This window comes from Aeromonas rivipollensis, from assembly GCF_010974825.1.
GTDB lineage: Bacteria > Pseudomonadota > Gammaproteobacteria > Enterobacterales > Aeromonadaceae > Aeromonas > Aeromonas rivipollensis.
This window is the reverse complement of record NZ_JAAILA010000013.1, coordinates 245,174-267,034: the sequence shown is the minus strand read 5'-3', so window position 1 is coordinate 267,034 and position 21,861 is coordinate 245,174. Positions and strand designations below refer to the sequence as shown.

16 protein-coding genes are annotated in these 21,861 nt (G+C 65.4%); 5 read left to right on the top strand and 11 right to left on the bottom strand.

Annotated features, from left to right (window positions below):
- The first annotated feature begins 1 nt into the window (after position 1).
- Together amoG and G4923_RS10880 are read left to right on the top strand one after the other, a co-directional pair.
- Positions 2-6,301 (top strand): amonabactin biosynthesis non-ribosomal peptide synthetase AmoG, encoded by a 6,300-nt coding sequence (amoG, locus tag G4923_RS10885; protein ID WP_163137034.1) that lies wholly within the window; start codon positions 2-4, stop codon positions 6,299-6,301.
- Positions 6,298-7,848 (top strand): amino acid adenylation domain-containing protein, encoded by a 1,551-nt coding sequence (locus G4923_RS10880; RefSeq protein ID WP_163137033.1) that lies wholly within the window; start codon positions 6,298-6,300, stop codon positions 7,846-7,848. The genes amoG and G4923_RS10880 overlap by 4 nt, the downstream gene beginning before the upstream one ends.
- A 75-nt stretch (positions 7,849-7,923) precedes the next feature.
- On the opposite strand, the gene G4923_RS10875 is transcribed toward G4923_RS10880, so the two are convergent.
- A complete protein-coding gene (locus G4923_RS10875; protein ID WP_163137032.1) occupies positions 7,924-8,862 on the bottom strand; it encodes an ABC transporter substrate-binding protein in 939 nt (312 codons plus the stop codon).
- Positions 8,863-9,072: 210 nt separating this feature from the next.
- On the opposite strand from G4923_RS10875, the gene G4923_RS10870 reads away from it, so the two are divergent.
- A complete protein-coding gene (locus G4923_RS10870; RefSeq protein WP_163137031.1) occupies positions 9,073-9,798 on the top strand; it encodes a 4'-phosphopantetheinyl transferase family protein in 726 nt (241 codons plus the stop codon).
- Positions 9,799-9,873: 75 nt separating this feature from the next.
- On the opposite strand, the gene G4923_RS10865 is transcribed toward G4923_RS10870, so the two are convergent.
- From G4923_RS10865 to G4923_RS10845, 5 genes are all read right to left on the bottom strand, one after another.
- Positions 9,874-10,677 carry an ABC transporter ATP-binding protein gene (locus tag G4923_RS10865; RefSeq protein ID WP_163137030.1) on the bottom strand — a complete coding sequence of 268 codons (804 nt, stop codon included), beginning with the start codon at positions 10,675-10,677 and terminating at the stop codon, positions 9,874-9,876.
- A gap of 43 nt (positions 10,678-10,720) precedes the next feature.
- The gene (locus G4923_RS10860) at positions 10,721-11,785 is read right to left on the bottom strand and encodes an amonabactin ABC transporter permease subunit 1 (RefSeq protein WP_420884901.1); all 1,065 of its coding nucleotides are present in this window, start codon (positions 11,783-11,785) and stop codon (positions 10,721-10,723) included.
- 23 nt (positions 11,786-11,808) lie between these two features.
- On the bottom strand, positions 11,809-12,825 hold the full coding sequence (locus G4923_RS10855) for an amonabactin ABC transporter permease subunit 2 (RefSeq protein ID WP_163137028.1): 1,017 nt from the start codon (positions 12,823-12,825) through the stop codon (positions 11,809-11,811).
- 75 nt (positions 12,826-12,900) lie between these two features.
- On the bottom strand, positions 12,901-14,874 hold the full coding sequence (locus G4923_RS10850; protein ID WP_163137027.1) for a siderophore amonabactin TonB-dependent receptor: 1,974 nt from the start codon (positions 14,872-14,874) through the stop codon (positions 12,901-12,903).
- Positions 14,875-14,932: 58 nt separating this feature from the next.
- Positions 14,933-16,168: a siderophore amonabactin export MFS transporter gene (locus tag G4923_RS10845; RefSeq protein WP_163137026.1), complete on the bottom strand. Its 1,236-nt coding sequence runs from the start codon at positions 16,166-16,168 to the stop codon at positions 14,933-14,935.
- Positions 16,169-16,455: 287 nt separating this feature from the next.
- Here G4923_RS10845 and G4923_RS10840 point away from each other — a divergent pair, with 287 nt between their 5' ends.
- Positions 16,456-17,202 (top strand): hypothetical protein, encoded by a 747-nt coding sequence (locus tag G4923_RS10840; protein ID WP_163137025.1) that lies wholly within the window; start codon positions 16,456-16,458, stop codon positions 17,200-17,202.
- An 18-nt stretch (positions 17,203-17,220) separates the two neighbouring features.
- Here the strand turns inward: G4923_RS10840 and G4923_RS10835 are convergent, their stop codons facing one another.
- The 5 genes from G4923_RS10835 to G4923_RS21250 form a co-directional block, all read right to left on the bottom strand.
- The gene (locus tag G4923_RS10835) at positions 17,221-17,682 is read right to left on the bottom strand and encodes a DUF2919 domain-containing protein (protein ID WP_163137024.1); all 462 of its coding nucleotides are present in this window, start codon (positions 17,680-17,682) and stop codon (positions 17,221-17,223) included.
- 132 nt (positions 17,683-17,814) lie between these two features.
- Positions 17,815-18,762 (bottom strand): magnesium/cobalt transporter CorA, encoded by a 948-nt coding sequence (corA, locus tag G4923_RS10830; RefSeq protein ID WP_005332981.1) that lies wholly within the window; start codon positions 18,760-18,762, stop codon positions 17,815-17,817.
- Between the two features lie 186 nt (positions 18,763-18,948).
- Positions 18,949-19,152: a 4Fe-4S dicluster domain-containing protein gene (locus tag G4923_RS21450; RefSeq protein ID WP_163137023.1), complete on the bottom strand. Its 204-nt coding sequence runs from the start codon at positions 19,150-19,152 to the stop codon at positions 18,949-18,951.
- Between the two features lies 1 nt (position 19,153).
- A complete protein-coding gene (locus tag G4923_RS21445; RefSeq protein WP_369123945.1) occupies positions 19,154-19,240 on the bottom strand; it encodes a 4Fe-4S dicluster domain-containing protein in 87 nt (28 codons plus the stop codon).
- Between the two features lie 10 nt (positions 19,241-19,250).
- Positions 19,251-20,921: an electron transfer flavoprotein-ubiquinone oxidoreductase gene (locus tag G4923_RS21250; protein WP_163137021.1), complete on the bottom strand. Its 1,671-nt coding sequence runs from the start codon at positions 20,919-20,921 to the stop codon at positions 19,251-19,253.
- A 126-nt stretch (positions 20,922-21,047) separates the two neighbouring features.
- On the opposite strand from G4923_RS21250, the gene G4923_RS10810 reads away from it, so the two are divergent.
- The gene (locus tag G4923_RS10810) at positions 21,048-21,800 is read left to right on the top strand and encodes an electron transfer flavoprotein subunit beta/FixA family protein (RefSeq protein WP_163137020.1); all 753 of its coding nucleotides are present in this window, start codon (positions 21,048-21,050) and stop codon (positions 21,798-21,800) included.
- The last annotated feature ends 61 nt before the right edge of the window (positions 21,801-21,861 follow it).

Sequence of the window (21,861 nt, the reverse complement as noted above, 5' to 3'; positions counted from 1 at the left end):
GATGAACAATATGATTTTGCTGTTGAAACAGCTGGAACGGCAGGGAGTGAAGCTGGCTCTGAACGACAAGGGCCAGCTTATCTCTCAGTCGAGCAAGGAGGCGGTGACGCCGGCCATCGGCGCCACCATTAAGGCGCACAAGGATGAGCTGGTGCGCTGCCTGGCGGCCCGCGTCGCCTTCGAGGCACCTATCGAGGTGCAAGGGGCATTGAGCGGCCCGCTCTCCTCCTCCCAGAGCGGACTCTGGTTTATCGAGCAGTACGAGGAGGCCTCCCACCTCTACAATATGCCGGTCTATTTTCGCGTTAATGGAGAGTTGGACACGGCGGCGCTGGAGTTTGCCTTCGACCATCTGTTTGCCCGCCACCCCAGCATGCGTACCCGTTTCATCAAGGACGAGGCGGGCAGGGGGGCCCAGGAGATATTGCCCCACCAGCCGTTCAAACTGCAGATAGAGGATGTGAGTGCAGAGCCTGATGTCGAGCGCGAGGCCTATGTGGCCAGGCGGGTGCGCGAGGAGATCGGGCGCCCCTTCTCCCTGACTCAGGGGGATCTGAGCCGGGTGCACCTCATTCGCCTCGGCAGCCGCGAGCACGTGCTGCTGATCACCCAGCACCACATCATCTCCGACGGCTGGTCGGTCAAGAACATGTTCGCGGATCTCAAACGCGCCTTTCTGGCCCATCAGAACCGCGAACCCCTCAAGGTGAGCCAGCTGCCGCTTACCTACATCGACTATGCCCGCTGGTTCAACTCGGACCGTTTTCTCGATTATCACGCCGAGTTCAAGCCGTTCTGGGTGGATCGCTTGGGCGGCAGTCCCGAAGTGCACGGTCTGCCGCTCGACAAGCCGCGCCCGGCCCATCAGGCCAGCGGCGGCGAGCTGGTCTTCTCCACCATAGACAACGCCCTGTGGGAGAGCTTCAAGCGGCTGTGCCAGCGCCACAACACCTCCAACTTCATCGGCCTGCACGCCCTGTTTGCCCTGCTGATGGTGCGCCAGAGCGGCGAGAAGGAAGTCGTCATAGGCACGCCGCTCGCCTACCGCGAGCGCCACGAGATAGAGTCCCTGGTGGGCTTCTTCGTCAATACGCTCGTGCTGAGAACACAGCTGGAAGGGCGGCCCAACTTTATCGACTACCTGCAGCAGTGCCGGGAGGAGGATCTGGCGGCCTTCGATCACCAGCTCTACCGCTTCGAGGCGCTGGCCGAAGCCATAGGCGCCGATCGCACGACCGCCATCAACCCCATCTTCCAGATCATGCTGGTCTATCAGGCCAAGGTGGATTTCAACGATCTCATCCCCGGCTGCCAGCTAGTGGAGGAGACCTCGCCGGTGCTGCCTGCCAAGACCGACATCTCGGTCAAGGTGACCGAGTTGATGGATTCCGTCAGGGTGGACTGGCTGTTCGCCACCGCCTTGTTCGAGCGAGAGACCATCCAGGCTTACGCCGATCGTCTGCTGCACCTGATGCGCGCTGTGGTGGCGGCCCCGGAGACCGACATCTGGCAACTGCCGCTGGAGGCGGGCACAGACCAGGCGGCGCTGGCCGCCGAGCTTGCCAGCCTGCCGCGGGATTACCCGAGCCGCGACACCCTGCTTTGCCATATCGAACGGCGCGCTGTTCAGTTTCCCGATGCGTTGGCGGTGAGTGATGGCGAAGGCGCCCTGAGTTACGGCGAGCTGGAGGCGCGCGCCAACCGGCTGGCTCACTGGTTGCTGGCCCGAGGCGTGACGCCGGGGAGCACCATCGGCATCCAGGCCAAACGGGATGTGGCTTTCGTGGTCGCCCTGCTCGCCTGCTGGAAGGTGGGGGCGGCCTGTGTGCCGCTCGATCCCGCCTATCCCGCCGAGCGGCTGGCTCATATCCTGAGCGACGCCAGCATTGCGCTGGTGCTGGGGGGAGAGCCGGATGCCCGGCTCGCCGAGACCATCAAGGGCACAGATGCCGGTTACCACAACCTGCATCGGCTGGCGCTGGATGGGCTACCAAGCAAGGCTCCCGCCATCCCCCGGGATGCGGCCATGCTGGCCCAGATCATCTACACCTCCGGCAGCACCGGTCTGCCCAAGGGGGTCATGGTGGAGCAGGGCAGCCTGGTCAACCTGATGGCGGATCATGCAGAGCGCATCGCCCTTGATCATGAGGGGGCCATGTTCAACTGCATGTCCCTCTCGTTCGATGCGGGCAACATGACAACCCTGCTGCCGCTCTACTGCGGCGCGGCCCTGCACTTTGGCGAGCCGGGCGAGGGGGTCATCACGGCTGCGATCAACTGTGGCGCCAGCCATATGATCCTGCCCACCGCCCTGCTGGCGAACCTGTTGCCACCGACCGATCTCGGTTCTCTGCGCGCCATCGGCTTTGGCGGCGAAGCCTGCCCGAGCAGCCTGGTGGAACGCTGGGGGGAGCGGGTAGCACTCTTTAATATGTACGGCCCGACCGAGTGCACAGTCACGGCGCTCTGCGCGCGGCTCGTGCCGGGTCAGCCTATAACCATCGGCCAGCCCATCAGCAATTTAAAAGCGCTGATCCTGGACGAAGGGGGCAACCTCTGCCCCGTCGGTGTGCCCGGTGAGCTCTGCCTGAGTGGTCTGGGTCTTGCTCGTGGCTACCTCAATCTGCCTGAGCGAACCCAAGAGGCTTTTATCGAGCTGGCTCTCGACGGTCGTACCCATCGCCTCTACCGCACCGGCGATCGGGCGCTCAAGCGCCGCGACGGCAAGGTCCAATATCTGGGCCGGATTGATGAGCAGATCAAGCTGCGCGGCTATCGCATCGAGCCCGGCGAGATAGAGACGCAAGTCGCCGCGCTGTGTCCGGCCATCCGCCAGATCAAGGTAGTGGTGCAGGAGGGCCGCCTGCTGGCGTACGCCTGCCTGCATGAGGGGGCGAGTGAGCCGGACGGCGAGGCCCTGCTGCAACGGGCCGGCGAATGCCTGCCCGAATACATGGTGCCGGTACGACTCTGCTGGCTGCCCGAGATGCCGCTTACCCCCAACGGCAAGCTGGACCTGCGCCGCCTGCCCGCCATTGATTGGCAGCAGAGCAAGAGTGAGCCACAAAGCGAGCTGGAGCAGACGGTGCTCGCCATCTGGCAGGGGGTGCTCAAGCAGCCCCTCGGAGTGGAGGATGACTTCTTCCGCCTGGGGGGGGATTCCATCCTCAGCATCCAGCTCACCACCCGGTTGCGGGATGCGGGGCTGCACTGCAGCGTCAAGGACGTGTTCGAGGCCAAGACGGTGCGCCGCCTCTGCCGCCAGCTCGGCCAGCAGCAGGCAGTCAGTCACCAGACCGAACAGGGCAATCTGACAGGGGAGTTCCCGCTCCATCCCATCCAGCACTGGTTCTTCGAGCAGGGCTACGCCAAGCCCGGCCACTGGAACCAGGGGGTAATACTGCGCCTGCCAGCCGGGGTGGGCGATGCCGCCCTGCATGGCTGGCTGACCACACTGCGCCAGCATCACGACGCCCTGCGTCTGGCGGTGACCCCGACCGGCCAGCGCTACCTGGCCGAACTGCCATTGCCGCCGCTGCCGACCCTGGATGCTGGCAGCCTCGATGAGGCCGAACTGCAGGCCCGCCTGACCGAGCTGCAGGGAGATTTCGACCCCGCCAGCGGCCACACCCTGGCCTGGGCCCGCCTGCGTAATCTCTCCTTGGAGGGCGAGCGGGAGGGCGAGCGGGAGGGCGAGCGGGAGGGCGAGACGGTGGAGGGGCTCTTCCTCGCCTTCCATCACCTGGTGATCGATGCGGTCTCCTGGCGCATTCTGGCCGAGGATCTGGCACGGGTGAGCAGGGGCGAGCCGCTGCCCGCCAAGGGCAGCAGCTATCGCCAGTGGGGCGAGGGGCTGGCGGCCTACGCCAAACGGGAAGAGGATCAGCTTGGCTTCTGGCTGGCTCAGGGGGAGGGTAGCCAGCAAGGTCTGCTGGAGGCCGAACGCGCCGAAGATGGCCGCGCCGCCGCCAGCCTGCTGCAACTGGACAAGGAGACCACGGCCCGTCTTATCGACACCGCCAACCAGGCCTACTTCACCCGGGTGCCCGACCTGCTGCTGGCGGCACTGACCCGTACCCTGAGCGAGCTCGGCTACGGTAGCCGTCACTGCGTGATGCTGGAAGGGCACGGCCGCGAGGCCATCGATGCCGAACTCGACGTGAGCCGTACCCTGGGCTGGTTCACCAGCACCTACCCGCTGGCGCTGGAAGATGCAGGGGCGTGGGATGCGCTGGTGTGCGCCACCAAGGAGCAACTGCGCGCCGTGCCGGACAAGGGGGTGGGCTTCAACGCCCTGCGGCTGCACCATCCCCGTGGGCAGGAGTTACCGCAAGCCCTGGTTGTCTTCAACTACCTGGGGGTCAGCCATCAGGGCGAGGCCGCTCAGCCCTGGCAGCCCCTGCCGATGGCACCGGGGGCACCCACCTCCCCTGACAACCTGCCGCGCGAGCTGGTCAGCCTGCACGGTGGCGTGTTTGATGGCCGCCTCACCCTGCGCCAGGTGGGCGCCCTCAACCAGCAAGGGAGCGACGCCCTGATGGCGCGGCTGGCGGACAATCTGACGGCGCTGGTGGAGCACTGCTGCAACCTGAAGGCTCCGCGTCATACCCCGAGCGACTTCCCGGGGATCGCTCTCTCGCAAGCCGCGCTCGATCGGGTGCTGAACGGGCGCGAGGTGGAGACCCTGCTGCCCATGACCTCCTTGCAGCAGAGCATGTTCCATCACAGGGCGCTGCTGCCCCGGGATCACGCCTATCACCTGCAGACCGAGATGGACTATCACCAGCCGCTGGACGTGGCTGTTTACCGTCAGGCCTGGCAGGGGCAGATCGCCCGCTGGCCGGCCCTGCGCAGCGAACTGGTGCTGGCAGACGGGGTGGCGCTCCAGCGCATCCTCAAGCACGCCGAGTTGCCGTTCCACTATCAGGATCTGGTGGGGGATGAGCAGGCCGAGGCGCGCATCGCGGCCTATCGCCAGCAGGATCTGGCCCGCCCGATCCCGCTGAGCGAGGCTCCCTTGCTGCGGGTAGCCTGCTTCAAACTGACGCCCGATCACCACAAGGTTGTCTTCAGTGCCCACCATGGCGTGCTGGATGGCTGGAGCAGCCCTGTGCTGCTGGGCAGCCTGCACAGTCACTATCAGCAACTGATGAAGGGCCAGCTGCCCCAGGCAGAGCCGGATACCGCCTGGCTGGAATTTGGCCGCCATATCGCGAGCCAGGCCCGCACCGCTGAGGCCTACTGGCAGGGACGTGGCGCGCTGCTGGCCAGACCCAACGACCTGTCCGCCTTGTTCGGGGTGGCGCTGGAGCCACACCTGACCCAGCATAGGCCTGCGGTGTGCGGCCAGACCCTGGCACCGGCGCTGTCGCGCCAGCTGGAGAGCCGTGCCCGTGAGCTCGGGGTGACCACGGGCTTGCTGGCGCAATATGCCTGGCATCGCCTGTTGGCGCGCCGTTGTGGCGATGTCGTCACCCTGGTGGGCAATGTGACCCCGGGCCGGGACTATCCCGTCGAGGGGATCACCCAGAGCGTCGGCCTCTATATCAACAGCCTGCCTCTGGCCCTGGAGTGGCGCAACGAGTTAAGCCTGGCCGAGCATATAGCCAGGCTGCAGTCGGATTTGATGGCGCTCAATGAGCACGGCATCCAGTCGCTCTCGGCGCTGACGAAAGGCAGGGCGCGCCTGTTCCAGAGCCTGTTCGTGTTCGAGAACTACCCCATGCCGGCGGCCCCTGCCGCCCCCGAGCCCCATCAGCTGGTGCCGCAGTTTGGCACTGTGGTGGAGAAGGTGGAGCTGCCGCTCTCCCTGGTGGTAAACGCCCGCGGCGGCCGGCTCAACCTGCGCCTCGAGTTCGACGGGGATCTGATCCCCATGGCGCGGGCCGAGGCCGTGCTGGCCGCCTGGATAAGAGAGCTGGAATGGCTGGCGCAGGCGGACCTGAGCCAACCGGCCAGAGTGGCGGCGGCCGCGCCGTCCCCAGCGCAAGGAGCAGCCACACCATCGGCAGTCACACAGATGGCCGCCACCAGGGCTGAGCCCGGCCAGGCTCAGCCACCGGCCGAGGCCCGCGTGCTGGTAGCCCTGTGGGAGCGCCATTGCGGCGTGCCCGGTGTCTGGCAGCAGAGCCTGCAGGATCTTGGGGTGGACTCGGTGCAGCAGCTTGCCCTGCTTGCGGCCCTCAATGAAGCCTTTGCCGATGGGCGGGCCCCCCTCAACCTGGGGGATCTCAAGACATACGGCTGCCCCTGCCGGCTGTTCCACCATTGGCTGGTGCGCCAGCCCGAGGAGGTGCTATGACGATGGCGATAGGCTCAGGCAAGGGGGTCGGGGCAAGGGAGCACACCCTCGGCTCTCGGCTGGCGGCTTGCCTCGCAGCCACCCCGCTGGCCCCCGCCATCCGCCTGGGCGGGGCTGGCAGAAGTGAGCAAGGCATAAGTGAGCACGGCATGGGCGAGGCCGGCCCCGGCGCCTGGCTCAACTATGGCGAGCTCAGCTTGCGGGTCGGTCAGATCGCCGCCCGCCTGCAGGGGCTGGCGGTGGGAGAGCGGGTTGGCCTCTATCTGGCGCGCAGCCCGGATCTGGTGGCCAGCCTGCTGGCCTGCCTGCGCCTCGGTCTCACCTTTGTGCCGCTCGAGCCGGATTTCCCGGTGGAGCGGCTGCAGGGGATAGCCCGTCAGGCCCGGCTCTCGGCGGTGATCTGCGATGACGAGGTGGGGACCCCGGATTTCGGTTGTCCCCTGCGCTCCCTCAAGGGGCCCGCCCCTGGCGGGACCCTCTCCTGGCCCAGGGTGGACGACGCCCTGGCGGCCTACATGATGTTCACCTCGGGCTCCACCGGCGAGCCCAAGGGGGTGGTCATCAGTCGGCGGGCCCTGCTCTGCTTCCTCGACGGGATCCGCGAGCGACTCGGACTCTCACCGAGCTGCCACTGGCTCTTTATTACCACCCCGGCCTTCGACATCTCCTTGCTGGAGATGCTGGGGCCGCTCTGGGGCGGAGGCCGGCTGACGGTGGCGGGCGGCGGGCACAACAAGGATCCCTTAGGGATGCTGGCCCTGCTGGCGGCAGACCCCAGTATTAACGTCCTGCAGGCCACCCCGGCCTGCTGGCGCATGTTGCTCAAGGCAGGATGGCAGGGACGCCATACCCTCACAGCCCTGTGCGGCGGCGAGGCGCTGGATATGGGGCTGGCCGAGCAGCTTTGCACTCGCACCCAGCGGCTGTGGAACTGCTACGGGCCCACCGAGGCCACCGTCTGGTCCCTGGTGAGCGAGGTGCGCTGGCCACCGTTTGATGGGCAGATCACCATCAGCCACAGCCTGCCCGGCTACCGCCACTGGGTGCTGGACGAGGCGGGGCAGCCGGTGGCAGAGGGGGAGGTCGGTGAGCTTTGCATCGAGAGCCCGGCCCTGTGCGAGGGTTACTGGCGCAAGCCTGCTCTGACGGCGGCCGCCTTCCTACGCCTGGAGAGCCACCGCCTCTACCGCTCCGGGGATAGGGTGCGCCTCCTTGGGGCGGACCGCTTCCTCTATCTCGGGCGGCGGGACGATCAGGTCAAGCTGCGGGGCTTTCGCATCGAGCTGGGGGAGGTGGAGGCGGGCCTTCGCCGTCAACCCGGGGTGCAGGAGGCGGCGGTGCGCCTGATGGGCGAGGGGGATGACGCCATGCTGGTGGGCTATGTGGAGGCCAGGGCCGGGGTGATCCTCAATCGCCTCGCCCTGCGCAAGGGGCTGCAGGCCAGCCTGCCCCATTACATGGTGCCGGCGCGCATCCTCTTGCTGGATGCCCTGCCCAAGACTGGTAGTGGCAAGCTCGACAGAAAGGCGCTGCCCTTGCCGGAGTAGCATTGTCCGAAAGCGTAGAGAAACAAAGAAGCCCGCATGATGCGGGCTTCCTTTTTGGCGTTCAATCACGCGGGCTTATTGGGTGATGGGGGCCGCATCGGGTTTGGTGAGCAGCCCCTCGACATCCTCAATGACTCTAAGTGCCGCCTGGGGGCCGCCGGTGGAGGTCCAGAGCGACCCGTCCACGGCGCCGAAGCGCTTGCCCTTGATGGCGCCGAGCTGCTGGAAGGCCGGGGTCTGCTCGGCCTGCTTCATGGCATCCACCGCATCGCCGCTGGCGCTCAGGGTGCCGACCACCAGCCAGTCACCGTCCAGCAGGTTGAGGGATTCGAGGCTGAGGGCCGGGGAGTGGGGGCTCTTGTCGCCTATCTGGTGGGCAGGGCGAGCCAGCCCCATCTCGGTGACCACGCTGCTGGCGAAGGTGCCGCCGTGCATGTAGCTAGGCCCCTTGGGGTTCCAGCGCACTATGCTCACCTGCTCCCCCTGGTGCTTGGCGAGCTTGCTGCGGGCCTCTGCCAGGCGGGCGTCATACCGGGCGAGGAAGGCCTTGGCCTCGGCCTCCTTGTTCATCACATTGGCGCTGCGGTTGAACACGGTTTTCCAGGGCTCGCCCCAGTTGCCGGTGACCACTGTGGGGGCTATCTCCTGCAGCAGGGCCAAGAGCTCTGGCTTGGTCTGGCCGGTGAGGATGAGGTCGGGCTCCAGATCGATGAGTTTCTCCAGATTGGGGTTGTCGAGATCCCCGACCACCTGGATCGCCTTGCCCGCCTTGTCCAGCAGATAGCGGGGCAGGGTGCCCTGGCCGCGGCCGTTGACTGTGCCGACCGGTTGCACCCCCAGGGTCAGGGCGCTGTCGAGATCGAGCTCGCTCAGCACCACGACGCGCTGGGGATCATCGGGGACTGTCTGGGACTGGCCGTTGGCATCGAGCACCTGGCGGGTGCCGGCCTGGGCCTGAAAGCCGACCAGGCTGGCCAGCATGAGCGCGGCGGCCAGGGGGGAGGAGATCTTCATGGTTACATCCTTAATGGGTGAAATCGGCGGCACTCTTGGCCCATGCCGGGCGGCCCCTGTTGGTCGTGCCTGCCAGTCAGCCTAAAACCGGGGTCCAAATGGGCGGGGACATGCTACCACAGAAGCGCAAGTGAGAAACATTGTCATTTGTATTTGTGGTGCTGGCCCTGGCGGTTTTGTTACCATAAGGCTCCATTGCGAGGAGCCCAGATGCCCCCCTTATCCCCTCTCACTCCTTTCCTTTTGCAACGGGATCACCTGCCGCTGCCAGGCTCCCCTGATCTCCTGTTGCACCGGATCTGCTTCGATGCCGCCGCCTTTACCCCCGCCTGCTTCGAGGCCCAGGGCATGGCGCTGCCCGCCAGCCTGCAAGGGGCAGCCCCCAAGCGGCTGGGGGAGTTTCTGGCGGGACGCCTCGCGGCCCGTGAGGCCCTGCGCCCCTTCGGCCTGGCGGGGAGTACAGTGGCCATAGGGCGCGCCCGCGAGCCGCTCTGGCCTGTGGGGATGGAGGGGAGCATCAGCCACAGCCAGCTGGCGGGGCAGGGGGTGGCGCTCTGTGGGGTGCGTCCCGCCCAGGGGGGGATGGGGCTGGATCTGGAGGCCTGGCTCGAGGCCGGCCAAGCGGCGCAGCTCTGGCCCGGCATAGCCGATGAGGATGAGTGGGGGCGGCTGGAGGCCGGGGCCGGCGCGCTCGGGCTCGACAGATCCCGGGGGCTGACCCTGGTGTTCTCGGCCAAGGAGAGCCTGTTCAAGGCGCTCTATCCCAGGGTGGGGCGCTACTTCGACTTTCTCGATGCCCGCTGGCTCGCCTTGACGGAGCAGACCCTCACCCTGGAGCTTAAGGCCCCCCTGACGCCGACCCTGCCCGCCGGCTGGCGCTGCACCCTGCACTGGCAGCGGTTGCCGGGGGGCGTGCTCACCACCTTGCTGCTGTGAGTTCCGCCCGGGCCCTCGCGCCCCGTCACTGCCCAGACAAAGAAACCGCCATCAGGCGGTTTCTTGCTATCTCTCTCAGGCCGACTGCTTGCTTGGCGCTGTATCCTGGCGCCGGCGGGGCACTATGACAGGGGCACCATCGCCGGGGGCGTGCAGTATGTCCACATCGGTTTGATAGAGACGATCGATCAGGGACTTGGTCACCACCTCCCGGGCCGGACCCATGGCCTGGATACCGCCGTCCCCCAGGGCAATCAGCTCGTCGCAGTAGCGGGCGGCGGTGGCGAGGTCATGGATCACGATGAGCACCGTCTTGCCCTCGGCGGCGACCCTGTGGATGGCTTCCATCACCTCGGTCTGGTGGCCTATGTCCAGGGCGCTGGTGGGCTCGTCCAGCAAGATGATGTCCGCATCCTGGGCCAGCACCATGGCGAGCCAGACCCGCTGGGCCTGGCCGCCGGACAGCGAATTGGCGCTCTGCTGCCAGATGGCATCGAGCTGCATCCGCTCCCGGGCCCAGTCCACCATGCGGGCGTCCTCCTCGCTCCACTGGGTGAACCAGCCCTGATGGGGATGGCGGCCATACTGCACCAGCTGCTCGACCCGGATGCCAGGCGGCACCAGCGGCCGCTGGGGCAGGTAGGCCAGCTCCCGGGCCAGGGCCTTCATGCTATAGCTACCCAGGGGCCTGCCCTTGAGCAGTATCTCCCCGGACTGGGGCTGCACCTGGCCCGCCAGCAGTTTGAGCAGGGTGGACTTGCCGCCCCCGTTGGGGCCGACGATGCCCACCAGCTTGCCCTGGGGGATGGAGAGGGAGATCTCCTCGAAGATGGCCTTGTGCTGGTAGCCGAAATGGAGTCGATTCACTGTGAGCGTCATCAGGCGGCCCTCGGTCTGTCTTGAAAATGGATGAATGGCATGGTCAGTCCGCCCGTTGTCTGTCTTTGATCAGGATGAACAGCAGCAGCAGGCCGCCGAGAATGCGGGTCATGATGCCGGTGGCCACCTCATGGGGGCTGGCCAGCACCCGCACCAGGGTGTCGCTGGCGAGCAGCATCAGGGCGCCGCACAGGGCCGCAATCCAGAGCGGCACTATGCGATCCCGGGAGAGCCAGGAGGCGAGTATGGGGGCCGCCATGGCGATGAAGACCACGGGGCCGCCGATGGCGGTGCCAAGGGCCGCCACCAGTATGGCCTGGGCCAGCACCCCGAGCTGCACCCGGTTGACGTTGACCCCCAGGGTCCTGGCGGTGACGGATCCTAGGCGCAGCACACCGAGGGCGCGGGAGAGATAGACGACCCAGGGGCAGATGAGCAGGATCAGTATCCCCACAGGCACGACTGTGCCGTAACCCTGGCCGACGAAGTTGCCCATGTTCCAGAGATAAAGGCTGGTGAGGTGCACCAGGGATTGGGTGGACATGGCGAACTGGCCGATGGCGTTCATCAGCTCGGAGACGCCTATGCCGATCACCACGAACAGGTAGCCCTGCTCCCCCGGCTTGTTGCACAGGGCATAGAGCACGGCGGCGGCAAACAGGGCGCCGAAGGGCGCGGCCCACCAGGGCCAGCTGCCGAGCGTCAGGTAGAGGGAGAAGATGATGATGGCGAGCGACGCCCCCTCGTTGACCCCTATCATGTCCGGGGTGGCGAGGCGGTTGCGGACCAGGGTCTGCACCAGGCAGCCGGAGAGGCCCATGGCGGCGCCCGCCACCAGCACGGCGACGATGCGCGGCAGCCGGATCTTGAACACCGTCACCTGGTCGAGCCGGCTCCCCTCCCCAAGCAGTGTCTGGACGACACCCATCATGGTGATCTTGCCGGAGCCCAGGGTCAGGGCCAGCAGGGAGAGCAGGGTGAGGGCGAGCACGAGCCCGAGGGTGATCAGCCAGGCGCGGCGCTCCAGCAGCAGGGTGCGGCGGCCGAGGCGCAGGCGCAGGGTGCCGGTGGGGAGTCGGGTTTCGGGCAGGGGGGCCCTCATGTTCATGGCGTTATTCATGGGAGGGCACCTTATTTGACGGCCAGCAGGGAGCGGAAGCCGCCGCTGCGCACCACCAGGATGAGCACGGGGGCACCGATCAGCGCCAGAATGACGCCGTTGGGCAGCTCGAACGGCTGCAGCAGCCAGCGCGCCAGTATGTCGGCACCGAGCAGGAACAGCACCCCGAACAGGGCGGAGAAGCGCACCTGGATGGCCAGGCGCACCGGCTCCACCAGGCGGGCGCAGTAGGCGGCCAGGAAGCCGACGAAGCCGATGGGACCGGCAATGGCGATGGCGCAGGCGGTGAACAGGGTGGCGGCCAGCAGCACGCCGATGCGCACCCGGGTCGGCCGTATGCCGAGCGCCTGGGCCTGGTTGTCCCCCATCTGCATCAGGGTGAGCTGGCGGCACAGCGCCAGGGTCAGCAGCAGGGCGGCCAGCGCGAAGGGGATCACCGTCAGCACGGACTCCAGGCTGGAGGCGGCCAGCGACCCCAGGTTCCAGAAGCGGAACTGCTCCAGCACCACCCGGTTGGAGAGCAGCAGGAAGTTTGAGAGGCCGCCGAAGGTGGCGGAGAGGGCGACCCCCACCAGGATGAGCTTGAGGGGGTTGGAGCGCCCCACCATGAGGCCGAGACCCAGTACGATGAGGTTGCCGAGCAGGGCCCCCATGCCGGACCAGAGCAGATAGCCGTAGGCGGATTCGACACCGAAATAGGTCAGCCCGATCACCAGGGCGAAGACGGCACCGGCGTTGACCCCGAGCAGGCCGGGTTCGGCCAGGGGATTGCGGGTGGCGCTTTGCAGCATGGAGGCGGCGAGTGCGAGACAGACTCCCACCACCAGGGCCGCCAGGGTGCGGGGCAATCGCAATGTATTGACTATCATGGCGAGTTTTTCATCGGCCACCAGGGCGGGATCGCCCAGCAGGAAACCGGCGACCTCGCGGCCACCATAGACACCGGCGCCTGTGGCCAGTGACAGAGAAATCAGCAGTATGAGGAGCAGCACTCCGAGCCAGAACAGCTGAGCTTGGTATCTGAGCACGCAACAACTCCTTTGATACGGGGCAGTAGAAACGCAAAAAGGGAGCCCCGATCTCGGGGCTCCCGCAGGGAGATCTTACAGCTTGTAATCTACGCCAGCGTAGACGGTGCGACCTTCCAGGATGAAGTCGGCGTCGGTGGCCACCTCATCACGCTTGGTGTTGGTGAGGTTGGTGATGCCGAGCTTGAAGTCCAGCGCCGGGGTGACAGTCCAGTTGGTGTTGACGTCCAGGGTCTGGTAGTGCTTGGAGGTGAACGCCTGGGAGTTGCGGGCCGGGACCTTGATCACCTGGCTGCCGACATATTGCCAGGCCAGGTTGGCGCTGACGAACTCGCTCGCCTGCCAGTCCAGACCGAGGTTGCCGGTGTGATCCGGGGTCTTGGCCAGATCATCCCCTGTGCTCCTGTCCACTGAGTCCAGCAGGGTGAAGTTGCCGGTCAGCGTCACGTTGTCCAGCACGTCGACCCAGCCGGTCAGCTCCAGACCCTTGATGCGGGCTTCCTTGACGTTGAGGTAGGTCATCACGGTCGGACGGTAGCCCGGGCCCCACTGATCGCTCTGGATCAGATCCTCGATCTCGTTGTGGAAGCCGGTCACCCCGGCACCGAAGCGTGCGGCCTCGTAGGCGGTGCCCAGCTCATAGCTGACGGCGGTTTCCGGCTTCAGATCCGGGTTGCCGATGACCTGGCAGGCGCCGCGGCAGGCGGTGGTGGAGAAGCCTTCGCTGGACTGGGCCAGGGTCGGGGCCTTGAACGCCTTGCCGGCGCCACCCTTGATCACCCACTCGTCGGTCAGGGTGTAGAGGGCGTAGGCGCGCGGGCTGAACTCGGTGCCATAGGTCTCGTGGTGATCCAGGCGACCGGAGAGGGTCAGGGCCAGATCGCCGAAGCCGAACTCGTCTTGCAGGTAGACGGCGCTCTGGGTCGCATCCACGCTGCCATTGGCGATGTTGCGGCTGTGCTCCAGCTCTGTCTTGCGCAGCTCGGCGCCTGAGGTGAGCAGGTGATCACCCAGGTAACCGCTGACCTGACCGTCAACCGTGTTGTTGGTCTGGGTGACATCGGCGGCGCCGCCATTGAGCTGGGAGTCATCCATCAGATCGATTTGCTCGAAGTAGTAACGAGCGCGGCTGTCGAAGTGCTCCCAACGGCCGTTGTGGGTCAGCCCCAGGCTCAGGCGATCCAGGTTCTGCACGTTGTGGGGGGTGGCCGGTGCGGTCGGGGCGCGGGGCACGTTGTTGAAGTAGCTGTCCATGTCGTTCTGGTTGTAACCCAGATCGAAGTCGATGTCCTGGTTGTCTGCCACCAGCCACTTCAGGCTGGTCAGCACGTTGACCACTTCCCGTTTTTCCAGCGCATCGGCGTCCGGGTTGTTGGACTGATCGCTCTTCCAGTTGTCGCGCTGATAGCCTTCCACCACCACGCTGCCCAGCAGCTTGTTGTCGATCAGGGCGCCGGAAACATAGGCGCTGGCCTGGTTGGCATCGCCGCCATCACCCTCGGTGGGCATGCTGTGGGTGTAACCGACGGCGGCCTCTGTCTTCTCCTTGGCCTGGCGCAGGATCACGTTGACCACGCCGCCCAGGGCATCAGCCCCGTACAGGGAGGAGACGGGGCCACGGATCACCTCGATGCGCTCGATGGCGGCCATGGGGATGGAGCTCAAGTCGAAGTCGTTGCCGTAGGCGCTGCCCAGGGTCTCGCGGGCGTTGACCCGTTTACCGTTGATCAGCAGCAGGGTGTAGTCACCCCCCATGCCACGGATCTTGATCTCGTTGCGGCCGGTGGGGTTGGTGGAGACTATGTTGACGCCCGGCACGTGCTTGAGGGCATCGCCGATGTTGTTGACGTTCATCTTGTCCAGATCGGCACGGGTCACCACCGAGACGCTGGCCGGGGCGGACAGCTCGGTGTGCTTGGTCTGGGTGGCGGTGACCACCATGGTCTCGTTGGCCTTGACCGACTCTGCCTGGGCCAGGCCAGGTACGGCCAGCAGGCCGAGGGAGAGCAAAATCGGGTTCAAACGAAATACGCCATGCTGCAACTGCATTGTCAAAACTCCATGAATAAACAGAGGTTATGGGGTAGGGCGCTGTGGGCCCAAATGCTCACTGACTTCCTTGTCTGGCAGTACCAGAGGCAGGATTATTGTTATCTCTTGTCCGCTCCAGTCCCCGGATGAGGAACCAGACGCCGGCGCAGGCCAGCAGGCCGCAGCCGATGTTGATCCAGGCCAGGGTGGAGAAACCGTGCAGGGCGCCCCCCGCATCGGAGACCAGGTATCTGGCCGAAAGCAGGCTGCCGACCCCGGCCGCCACATTGGTGACGGTGCCCTGGAAGGACATGAAGGCGGCGCGCTGATGGGGGGCCGGAATGGCCGCCGTGACAGCTAGGGTGGTGCTGGCGCGGGCCGAGCTCAGGGCCATGAAGAGGGTAAACAGCAGGTAGACGGGCAGGCCGACGGGGGCGGCGAAGCCGAGCAGGGTGACCAGGGCCAGCAACAGGCTGGTGAGCAGTATGGCGCCCTGGGCACGACCCTTGTCTATCCAGCCGCCGCACAGGCGCATGGTGGCCATGCTCGCGAGGCCGCCGCACAGGTAGAGGGCGGCGATCTGTTCCCGCGGGAAACCGAGGTTGAACTGGAAGTAGTTGGCAAAGTGCGGGATCAGCAGGAAGTGGCCGAACATCTGCAGGCAGAGGATGCACAGGGCCCCCTGACAGAGCGGCGAGCCCAGCAACTGGCGCAGCCCCTGGCCTTGCGGGGCTCGAGTCACCGGCAGTGAGGGCAGCAGCCGGGCGCAGAGCAGGGCCAGCAGCAGGCCGCTCGCACCAAACAGCAGGAAGGGGCTCTGCCAGCCGAGCCACTGGGCCAGCACCAGGGCGACGGGCACCACCAAAATGGCGGCCAGCGAGAAGGCCATGCCCACGTAGGCGAGGCGGCGGCCCCGTTCGGCCGGCGGCACCAGGTCCAGCACGGCGGCCATCAGGATGGCGGCCAGCGGCCCGGCCACGCAGCCCGACAGAATGAACAGCATCAGCAGTTGCTGGCTGTTCTGGACCAGGGCGCAGGCCATCAGCAGCAGGAAACGCAGGGTCAGCAGCACCAGCAGGGTGGGTTTGCGGTTGACGCGATCGAGCCAGGGAGCGGCGATAAGCCCCATCAGAGCCGCGCCCAGGGTGGCACCGCCGCTGAAATAACCCGTCTGTTCCGGTTGCATGCCGAGGCTGATGACCAGATCCGGCCCGAGCGGCATCACCATCATCATGCTGCCCATGGAGAGCATGTTGATCAGCAGGGCCAGATGGATGGCTGCAGAGGAGGAGACGACAGGTTCTGGCTTCATCAGAGGCTGACTCGAAAAAATGAGTCCGAATTGTATCCGAGGGATATTGTTGTGACAACAAATGATAACCATTTTTATTTGTATTGAGTGGTCTCTCAATGAGTCTTTTCTTTGGGCTCGAAAACGAGCCGGATAAGGACCTTCATGACTCCGTCATGGGCCCGGCAGTTTTGCCCCTTGCCATTGCAATCGGGGCGCCATGGCCCATGATGGCAAGGAGTGATGAGAGAGACGCCATGAGAGACGGCAAAAGGGACGGCAAAAGGGACGGCAAGAGGGGGACGAGGATGAGAGCTTGGTGTTGGGTGCTCGGGTGCTGCGTGCTTTGGGCCTTGCCCCTGCGGGCCGAGGTGAAGGTCATACCTGTGTTTGAGGCAGAAGGGATGGTGCAGACCCTCAAGGAGCTATACCCCGAGCTTGGGGTCAGTGCCATGGGCAACCAGCTGGTGCTGAGCGGTACGCCCGCCCAGTTGCAGGAGGCCGAGAGGGTGCTGGATAAGCTCAACCAGCCGCCCCAGAGCCTGCTTATCGAGTGGCGGGTGGCGGGGGCGTCCAGCAGCCGGCAGGCGGGGATAGGCATCGGCAATGACAACGCCAAACGGCAGTGGCTGCTGGAGGGGGGCGCTGAGGATTACCAGCGCACCCAGCAGGACAACTGGCAGGTGCGCGGCCTCTCGGGGCGGCCCGTGCTGCTGCAAATGGGTTCCTATCAGCCGGTCACCTTCTATCGCTGGCAGGGGGGTCGGGTGGTGGGCATGATGCCGCTGATAAGCGGCCTCTACGCCACCGCCACCCTGATAGGGGACAGGGTACAGATAGCGCTCAGCAGCGAGCAGGCCAGGCTTGAGCGCGGCGACATCAAGACTGGGCAGAGCGCCACCGAGGTGAGCGGCGCCCCGGGGCAGTGGCTGACGGTGGGGGAACTCTCCACCAGTCAGGAGGGCCAGGGGGCCGCACTCTCCAATCCGTCACGGGTCGGGGTGGCGAGCGGCAGCGAACGCCAGACCCTGCAGATCCGGGTCACCCGTCAATGAGGCGGACGACGGTGCCCGTTAATGGGGTTGATCCTGGGTGTAATCCCGCAGCTGGCGGCTCTTGAGCAGATACCAGAGCGCCCAGAGGCTGGCGACCAGCACCAGGGCGGTGGGCCAGCTAAATGACCACTTCTGCAGATTGAGGCTGTGCAGCTGCATCAGCAGACCGCTCGCGGTGGAGCAGAGCAGCAGGCCCCGGCTGTGGCGCCTGAGCCAGGCGCGCAGGCTGTTAGTCTGCTGATAGGTGCCGCCAAAGGCGAGCAGCGCCAGCATGGCGGGCACGTCCGTCAGCAGGCTGAGATAGAGACTCATCTTGTCCGGGTAGAAGAGGGTCAGGATTGCGCTGCCGCTCTCCCGGGTGACGCCGGCCATCAGAAACAGCCAGACCGAGCGGGTCAGCAAGAGGGCGATGGGCCAGAACCAGAGCGGTGGGCGCAGTTGGCCATGATCGTCATAGCGATGTTCGGGGTAGAGGGTCATAAGGCCCGTTCCGGGGTTGAACTATTGATGCAGGGGATATGGGGCGGGAGGCGGCCCTTTGCAAGGCGGGGGAATTAATCGGGGGGCCAGTGCCCCCCAATCTCTGCTCAGCTTGTCTGATGCCGGATGGCGTTACAGCCAGCCCTTGCGCTTGAAGAAGAGGCCGGTGCCGAGCGACGACATCACCATCAGCACCAGGGACATCTGATAGCCGTATTCCCAGGCGAGCTCCGGCATGCGGCCGAAGTTCATGCCGTAGATGCTGGCGATCAGGGTGGGGGGCAGGAAGATCACCGCTGCCACCGAGAAGATCTTGATCACCTTGTTCTGCTCCAGATTGGTCACCCCCATGGAGGCCTCCAGCTGGAAGTTGATCTTGTCGAATAGGAACTGGGTGTGGGGCAGCAGGGACTCCACGTCGTGCAGCATCTCGTCGATCCACTTGTTCTGCTCCCCTGTCATCCGCTGGCGCAGGCTGCGTTTCAAGAAGCGCAGGGCTCGGCGGGTATCGTGCAGGGAGAGACGGATCTGGCCGTTGGCCTCTTCCTGGGCCATCAGCTCCTTGAGCATGGAGTTGATCTGATCCGGCTCGAAGATCTGATCGGCGGTGTTCTCCAGAGTCTTGTAGCCGTCCTCGATGAGATCGGAGAGGTATTCCACCTTGAGGTTCTGCACCTCCAGCAGGATGTCGAGGGCATTCTCCACCTCCAGCCTGTCTTGGCGCATGTAGTGACGCAGCAGGCGCACCAGGCCGATGTCATCCTCGCGGATGCTGATCAGCAGGTTGTTGCGCAGGGTAAAGGAGACGTGGACACCCTTGGTGTCACGGCCGATCCGCTGGGGGAACAGGGAGTGGATGTGCAGACCATCTGTGTCCCAGTAGAAACGGGCGGAGGCCTCGATGTCGTCCAGCTCCTCCTTGTCGGGGACCTCTTCCAGAAAGAGGCCCGTCAACCATTCTCGCTCCGCCGTGTCCGGCTTGTAGGCATCCAGCCAGACGGTGTTGTCGGGGACTATGTCGTCCGGCCCGAGCGTGACTATGTCCAGCACCTTGTTATTGAGAATGTAGGCGGTGATCATCTGTCCCCCCTTAAGAAGTCGTGGGTAATCAGGGATGGTTGCACAGGTTCATGCGGCCCTAGATCGCACAGAAAGCGATCCCATGAAATAGCATAACGAGGCCGATGGACAACCTGAATGCGGCGAACTATACAGGGGCGGGCACCGCTTGTCAGGGGCTATTCATCGGGGGTTCAGCCTGTTTGCTCAAAAAAACGGCGAGGTCGGAGCAGCTGCCTGAGCCGGCATAACCCGGCCCAGGCGGGGGATTGCCGGGGGATAAATCGACCAGGATCCCTGGGATCCCAGGGATCCCATATTGGGGTAGTTGGGCCCCGAGCCTCCCTGAGGCGGGGTCCAGACGATGTTCTGGGCTTGAGCATCCTTGATGTCACAGGCCCGTTTGCCCATCTCACATATTAGGGTAGTTGGGACCAGAGCCTCCCTGAGGCGGGGTCCAGACGATGTTCTGGGGCTGAGCATCCTTGATGTTGCAGATCCTTGCACCATCACATATTGGGATAGTTGGGGCCGGATCCTCCCTGGGGTGGCGTCCAGACGATATTTTGGCTGGGATCCTTGATGTCGCAGGTCTTGCAGTGAATGCAGTTGGCCGCGTTGATCTGCAAACGGGGCTGCTGCTCTGCGTTCTGGGTCTCGGCCTCAATTATCTCGAAGACCCCGGCCGGGCAGTAGCGCTGGGCGGGCTCCGCCCAGGTGGGCAGGTTGACAGTCACCGGAATGCGCTCGTCCTGCAACTTGAGGTGGCAGGGCTGATCCTCGTCGTGGCTGGTGTTGGCCAGATACACCGAAGAGAGCTTGTCAAAGCTGAGCCGCCCGTCCGGCTTGGGGTAGTCGATGGGCTGGCAGCGGCTGGCCAGGCGCAGTTGGCGGTAGTCCGGCTCCTTGTCCAGCAGGGTAAAAGGAGAGGCGCGGGCAAACAGCCGCTGCTCCAGCCAGTTGAAAGCGCCGCCGAGCCAGGGACCGAGGCGGTGCAGGGCGGCGCCGAAGTTGCGGGCAGCGATCAACTCCCTGGCCAGCCAGCTCTGTTGCAGCGCATCGCCATACTCGGCGAGATCCCGCCCGCCCTCATCACCGCCGCGCAGGCTCATGGCGACGGTGCCGGCCGCCAGCATGCCGGACTTCATGGCGGTGTGAATGCCCTTGATGCGGGAGAAATCCAGGGTGCCCGCATCGCAGCCGATGAGCAGGCCGCCGGGGAAATGCATGCGGGGCAGGGAGTGCCAGCCCCCCTTGGTGATGGCCCTAGCGCCGTAACTGATGCGCTCCCCCCCCTGCAGGGTCTGCGCGATGAGAGGGTGGTGTTTGAGGCGCTGGAACTCGTCGAAGGGGCTGAGCCAGGGATTCTGGTAGTTGAGATCGACGATGAGGCCGACCGCCACCTGGTTGTCCGCCAGATGATAGAGATAAAAGCCCCCCTGACTCTTGCTGCCTCTCTGCTCCCCGAGCGGCCAGCCGCTGCCGTGCAGCACGCGGCCGGGATGAGATTGACCGGCGGGCACCTGCCACAGCTCCTTGAAGCCGATGGCATAGTGCTGGGGTTGGTGCTGGGGCTGGGCGGTGTTTTCCAGATTGAATTGGGCGATCAGCTGCTTGCCGAGGTGGCCGCGGGCCCCCTCGGCGAACAGGGTGTAGCGACCATAGAGCGCCATGCCGGGCACGTGATCCGCCTTGGGGTTGCCCTCTTTGTCGAGACCCAGATCCCCTGTTACCACCCCTCTTATCCTGCTCTCTTCCACTATGAGTTCGCTCGCCGCGAAGCCGGGGTAGATCTCGACCCCGAGCGCCTCGGCCTCCCGGGCGAGCCAGCGGCAGAGGTTGCCGAGGCTGATGATGTGGCAGCCGTCGTTGTGCATCCGCGGCGGCACCGTCCAGTTGGGCAGTTGCAGGGCACGCGACGCGCTTTGCAGCAGATGGACCTGATCATCCGTGACCGGTACGCCGAGGGGCGCCTCTTGCCAGCGCGCCGGCAGCAGCTCCTTGAGGGCGACGGGATCGAGCAGGGCGCCGGAGAGCAGATGGGCGCCCACTTCAGCCCCCTTCTCCAGCAGGCAGACCGAGAGAGCCGGGGCCTGCTGCTTCAATGCGATGGCGGCACTGAGGCCAGCCGGGCCGCCACCGACGATGACGACATCAAATTCCATTGCTTCGCGTTCCATCTTGCCTCTGCGCTCGACTTGGCCTAGGGTAGTGCTGGTAGTTTACGTAAACGTAAACCATTTTGTCAGCATAAAAGTGTGAGAGTGCAAAATGGATTCACTCAACCGATACGAGGGATGACCGCCATGAAGCTGCTGGTCGCTGTCAAACGGGTCGTTGATTTCAACGTCAGGATCCGGGTCAAGAGCGATGGCTCCGATGTGGAGCTCGCCAATGTGAAGATGGGCATCAACCCGTTTTGTGAGATCGCGGTGGAGGAGGGAGTGAGGCTGCGCGAAGCCGGGGTGGCCACCGAGCTGGTGGTGGTGACCCTGGGCCCGGAGGCGGCGGCCGAGCAGCTGCGCCATGCCCTGGCGCTGGGGGCGGATAGGGCCCTGCACTATGTCACCGACGAGACCCTGACCCCGCTCACAGTGGCTCGCGCCCTGCAAAAGGTGTGCGAGCGGGAGCAGCCCAGCCTGGTGCTGCTCGGCAAGCAGTCCATCGATTCCGACAACAACCAGGTCGGCCAGATGCTCTCGGCCCTCTGCGACTGGCCGCTCGCCACCTTCGCCTCCGCCATCAAGCTGGTGGAGGGGGAGCTGCAGGTGACCCGCGAGATAGACGGTGGTCTCGAGACCCTCGGCATGGGGCTGCCTGCCGTGGTGACGGTGGACCTGCGCCTGAACGAACCCCGCTTCGCCTCGCTGCCCAACATCATGAAGGCCAAGCGCAAGCCGATTGAGAGCGCCCCCTTTGCGGCCCTTGGGGTCGAGCCCGCCGGTCAGACCCGGCTGCTCGGGGTGATGGCGCCTGCCCCCCGGCGCGCCGGCATCAGGGTGGGCTCGGTGGACGAGCTGCTGGACAGGCTCAAGAACGAAGCCAAGGTGATCCCATGAGCACATGCAGGGTCACGGCCTATCCCGCGGGCCGGCCGGCTGCCGCCAGCGGGTGCGTTGG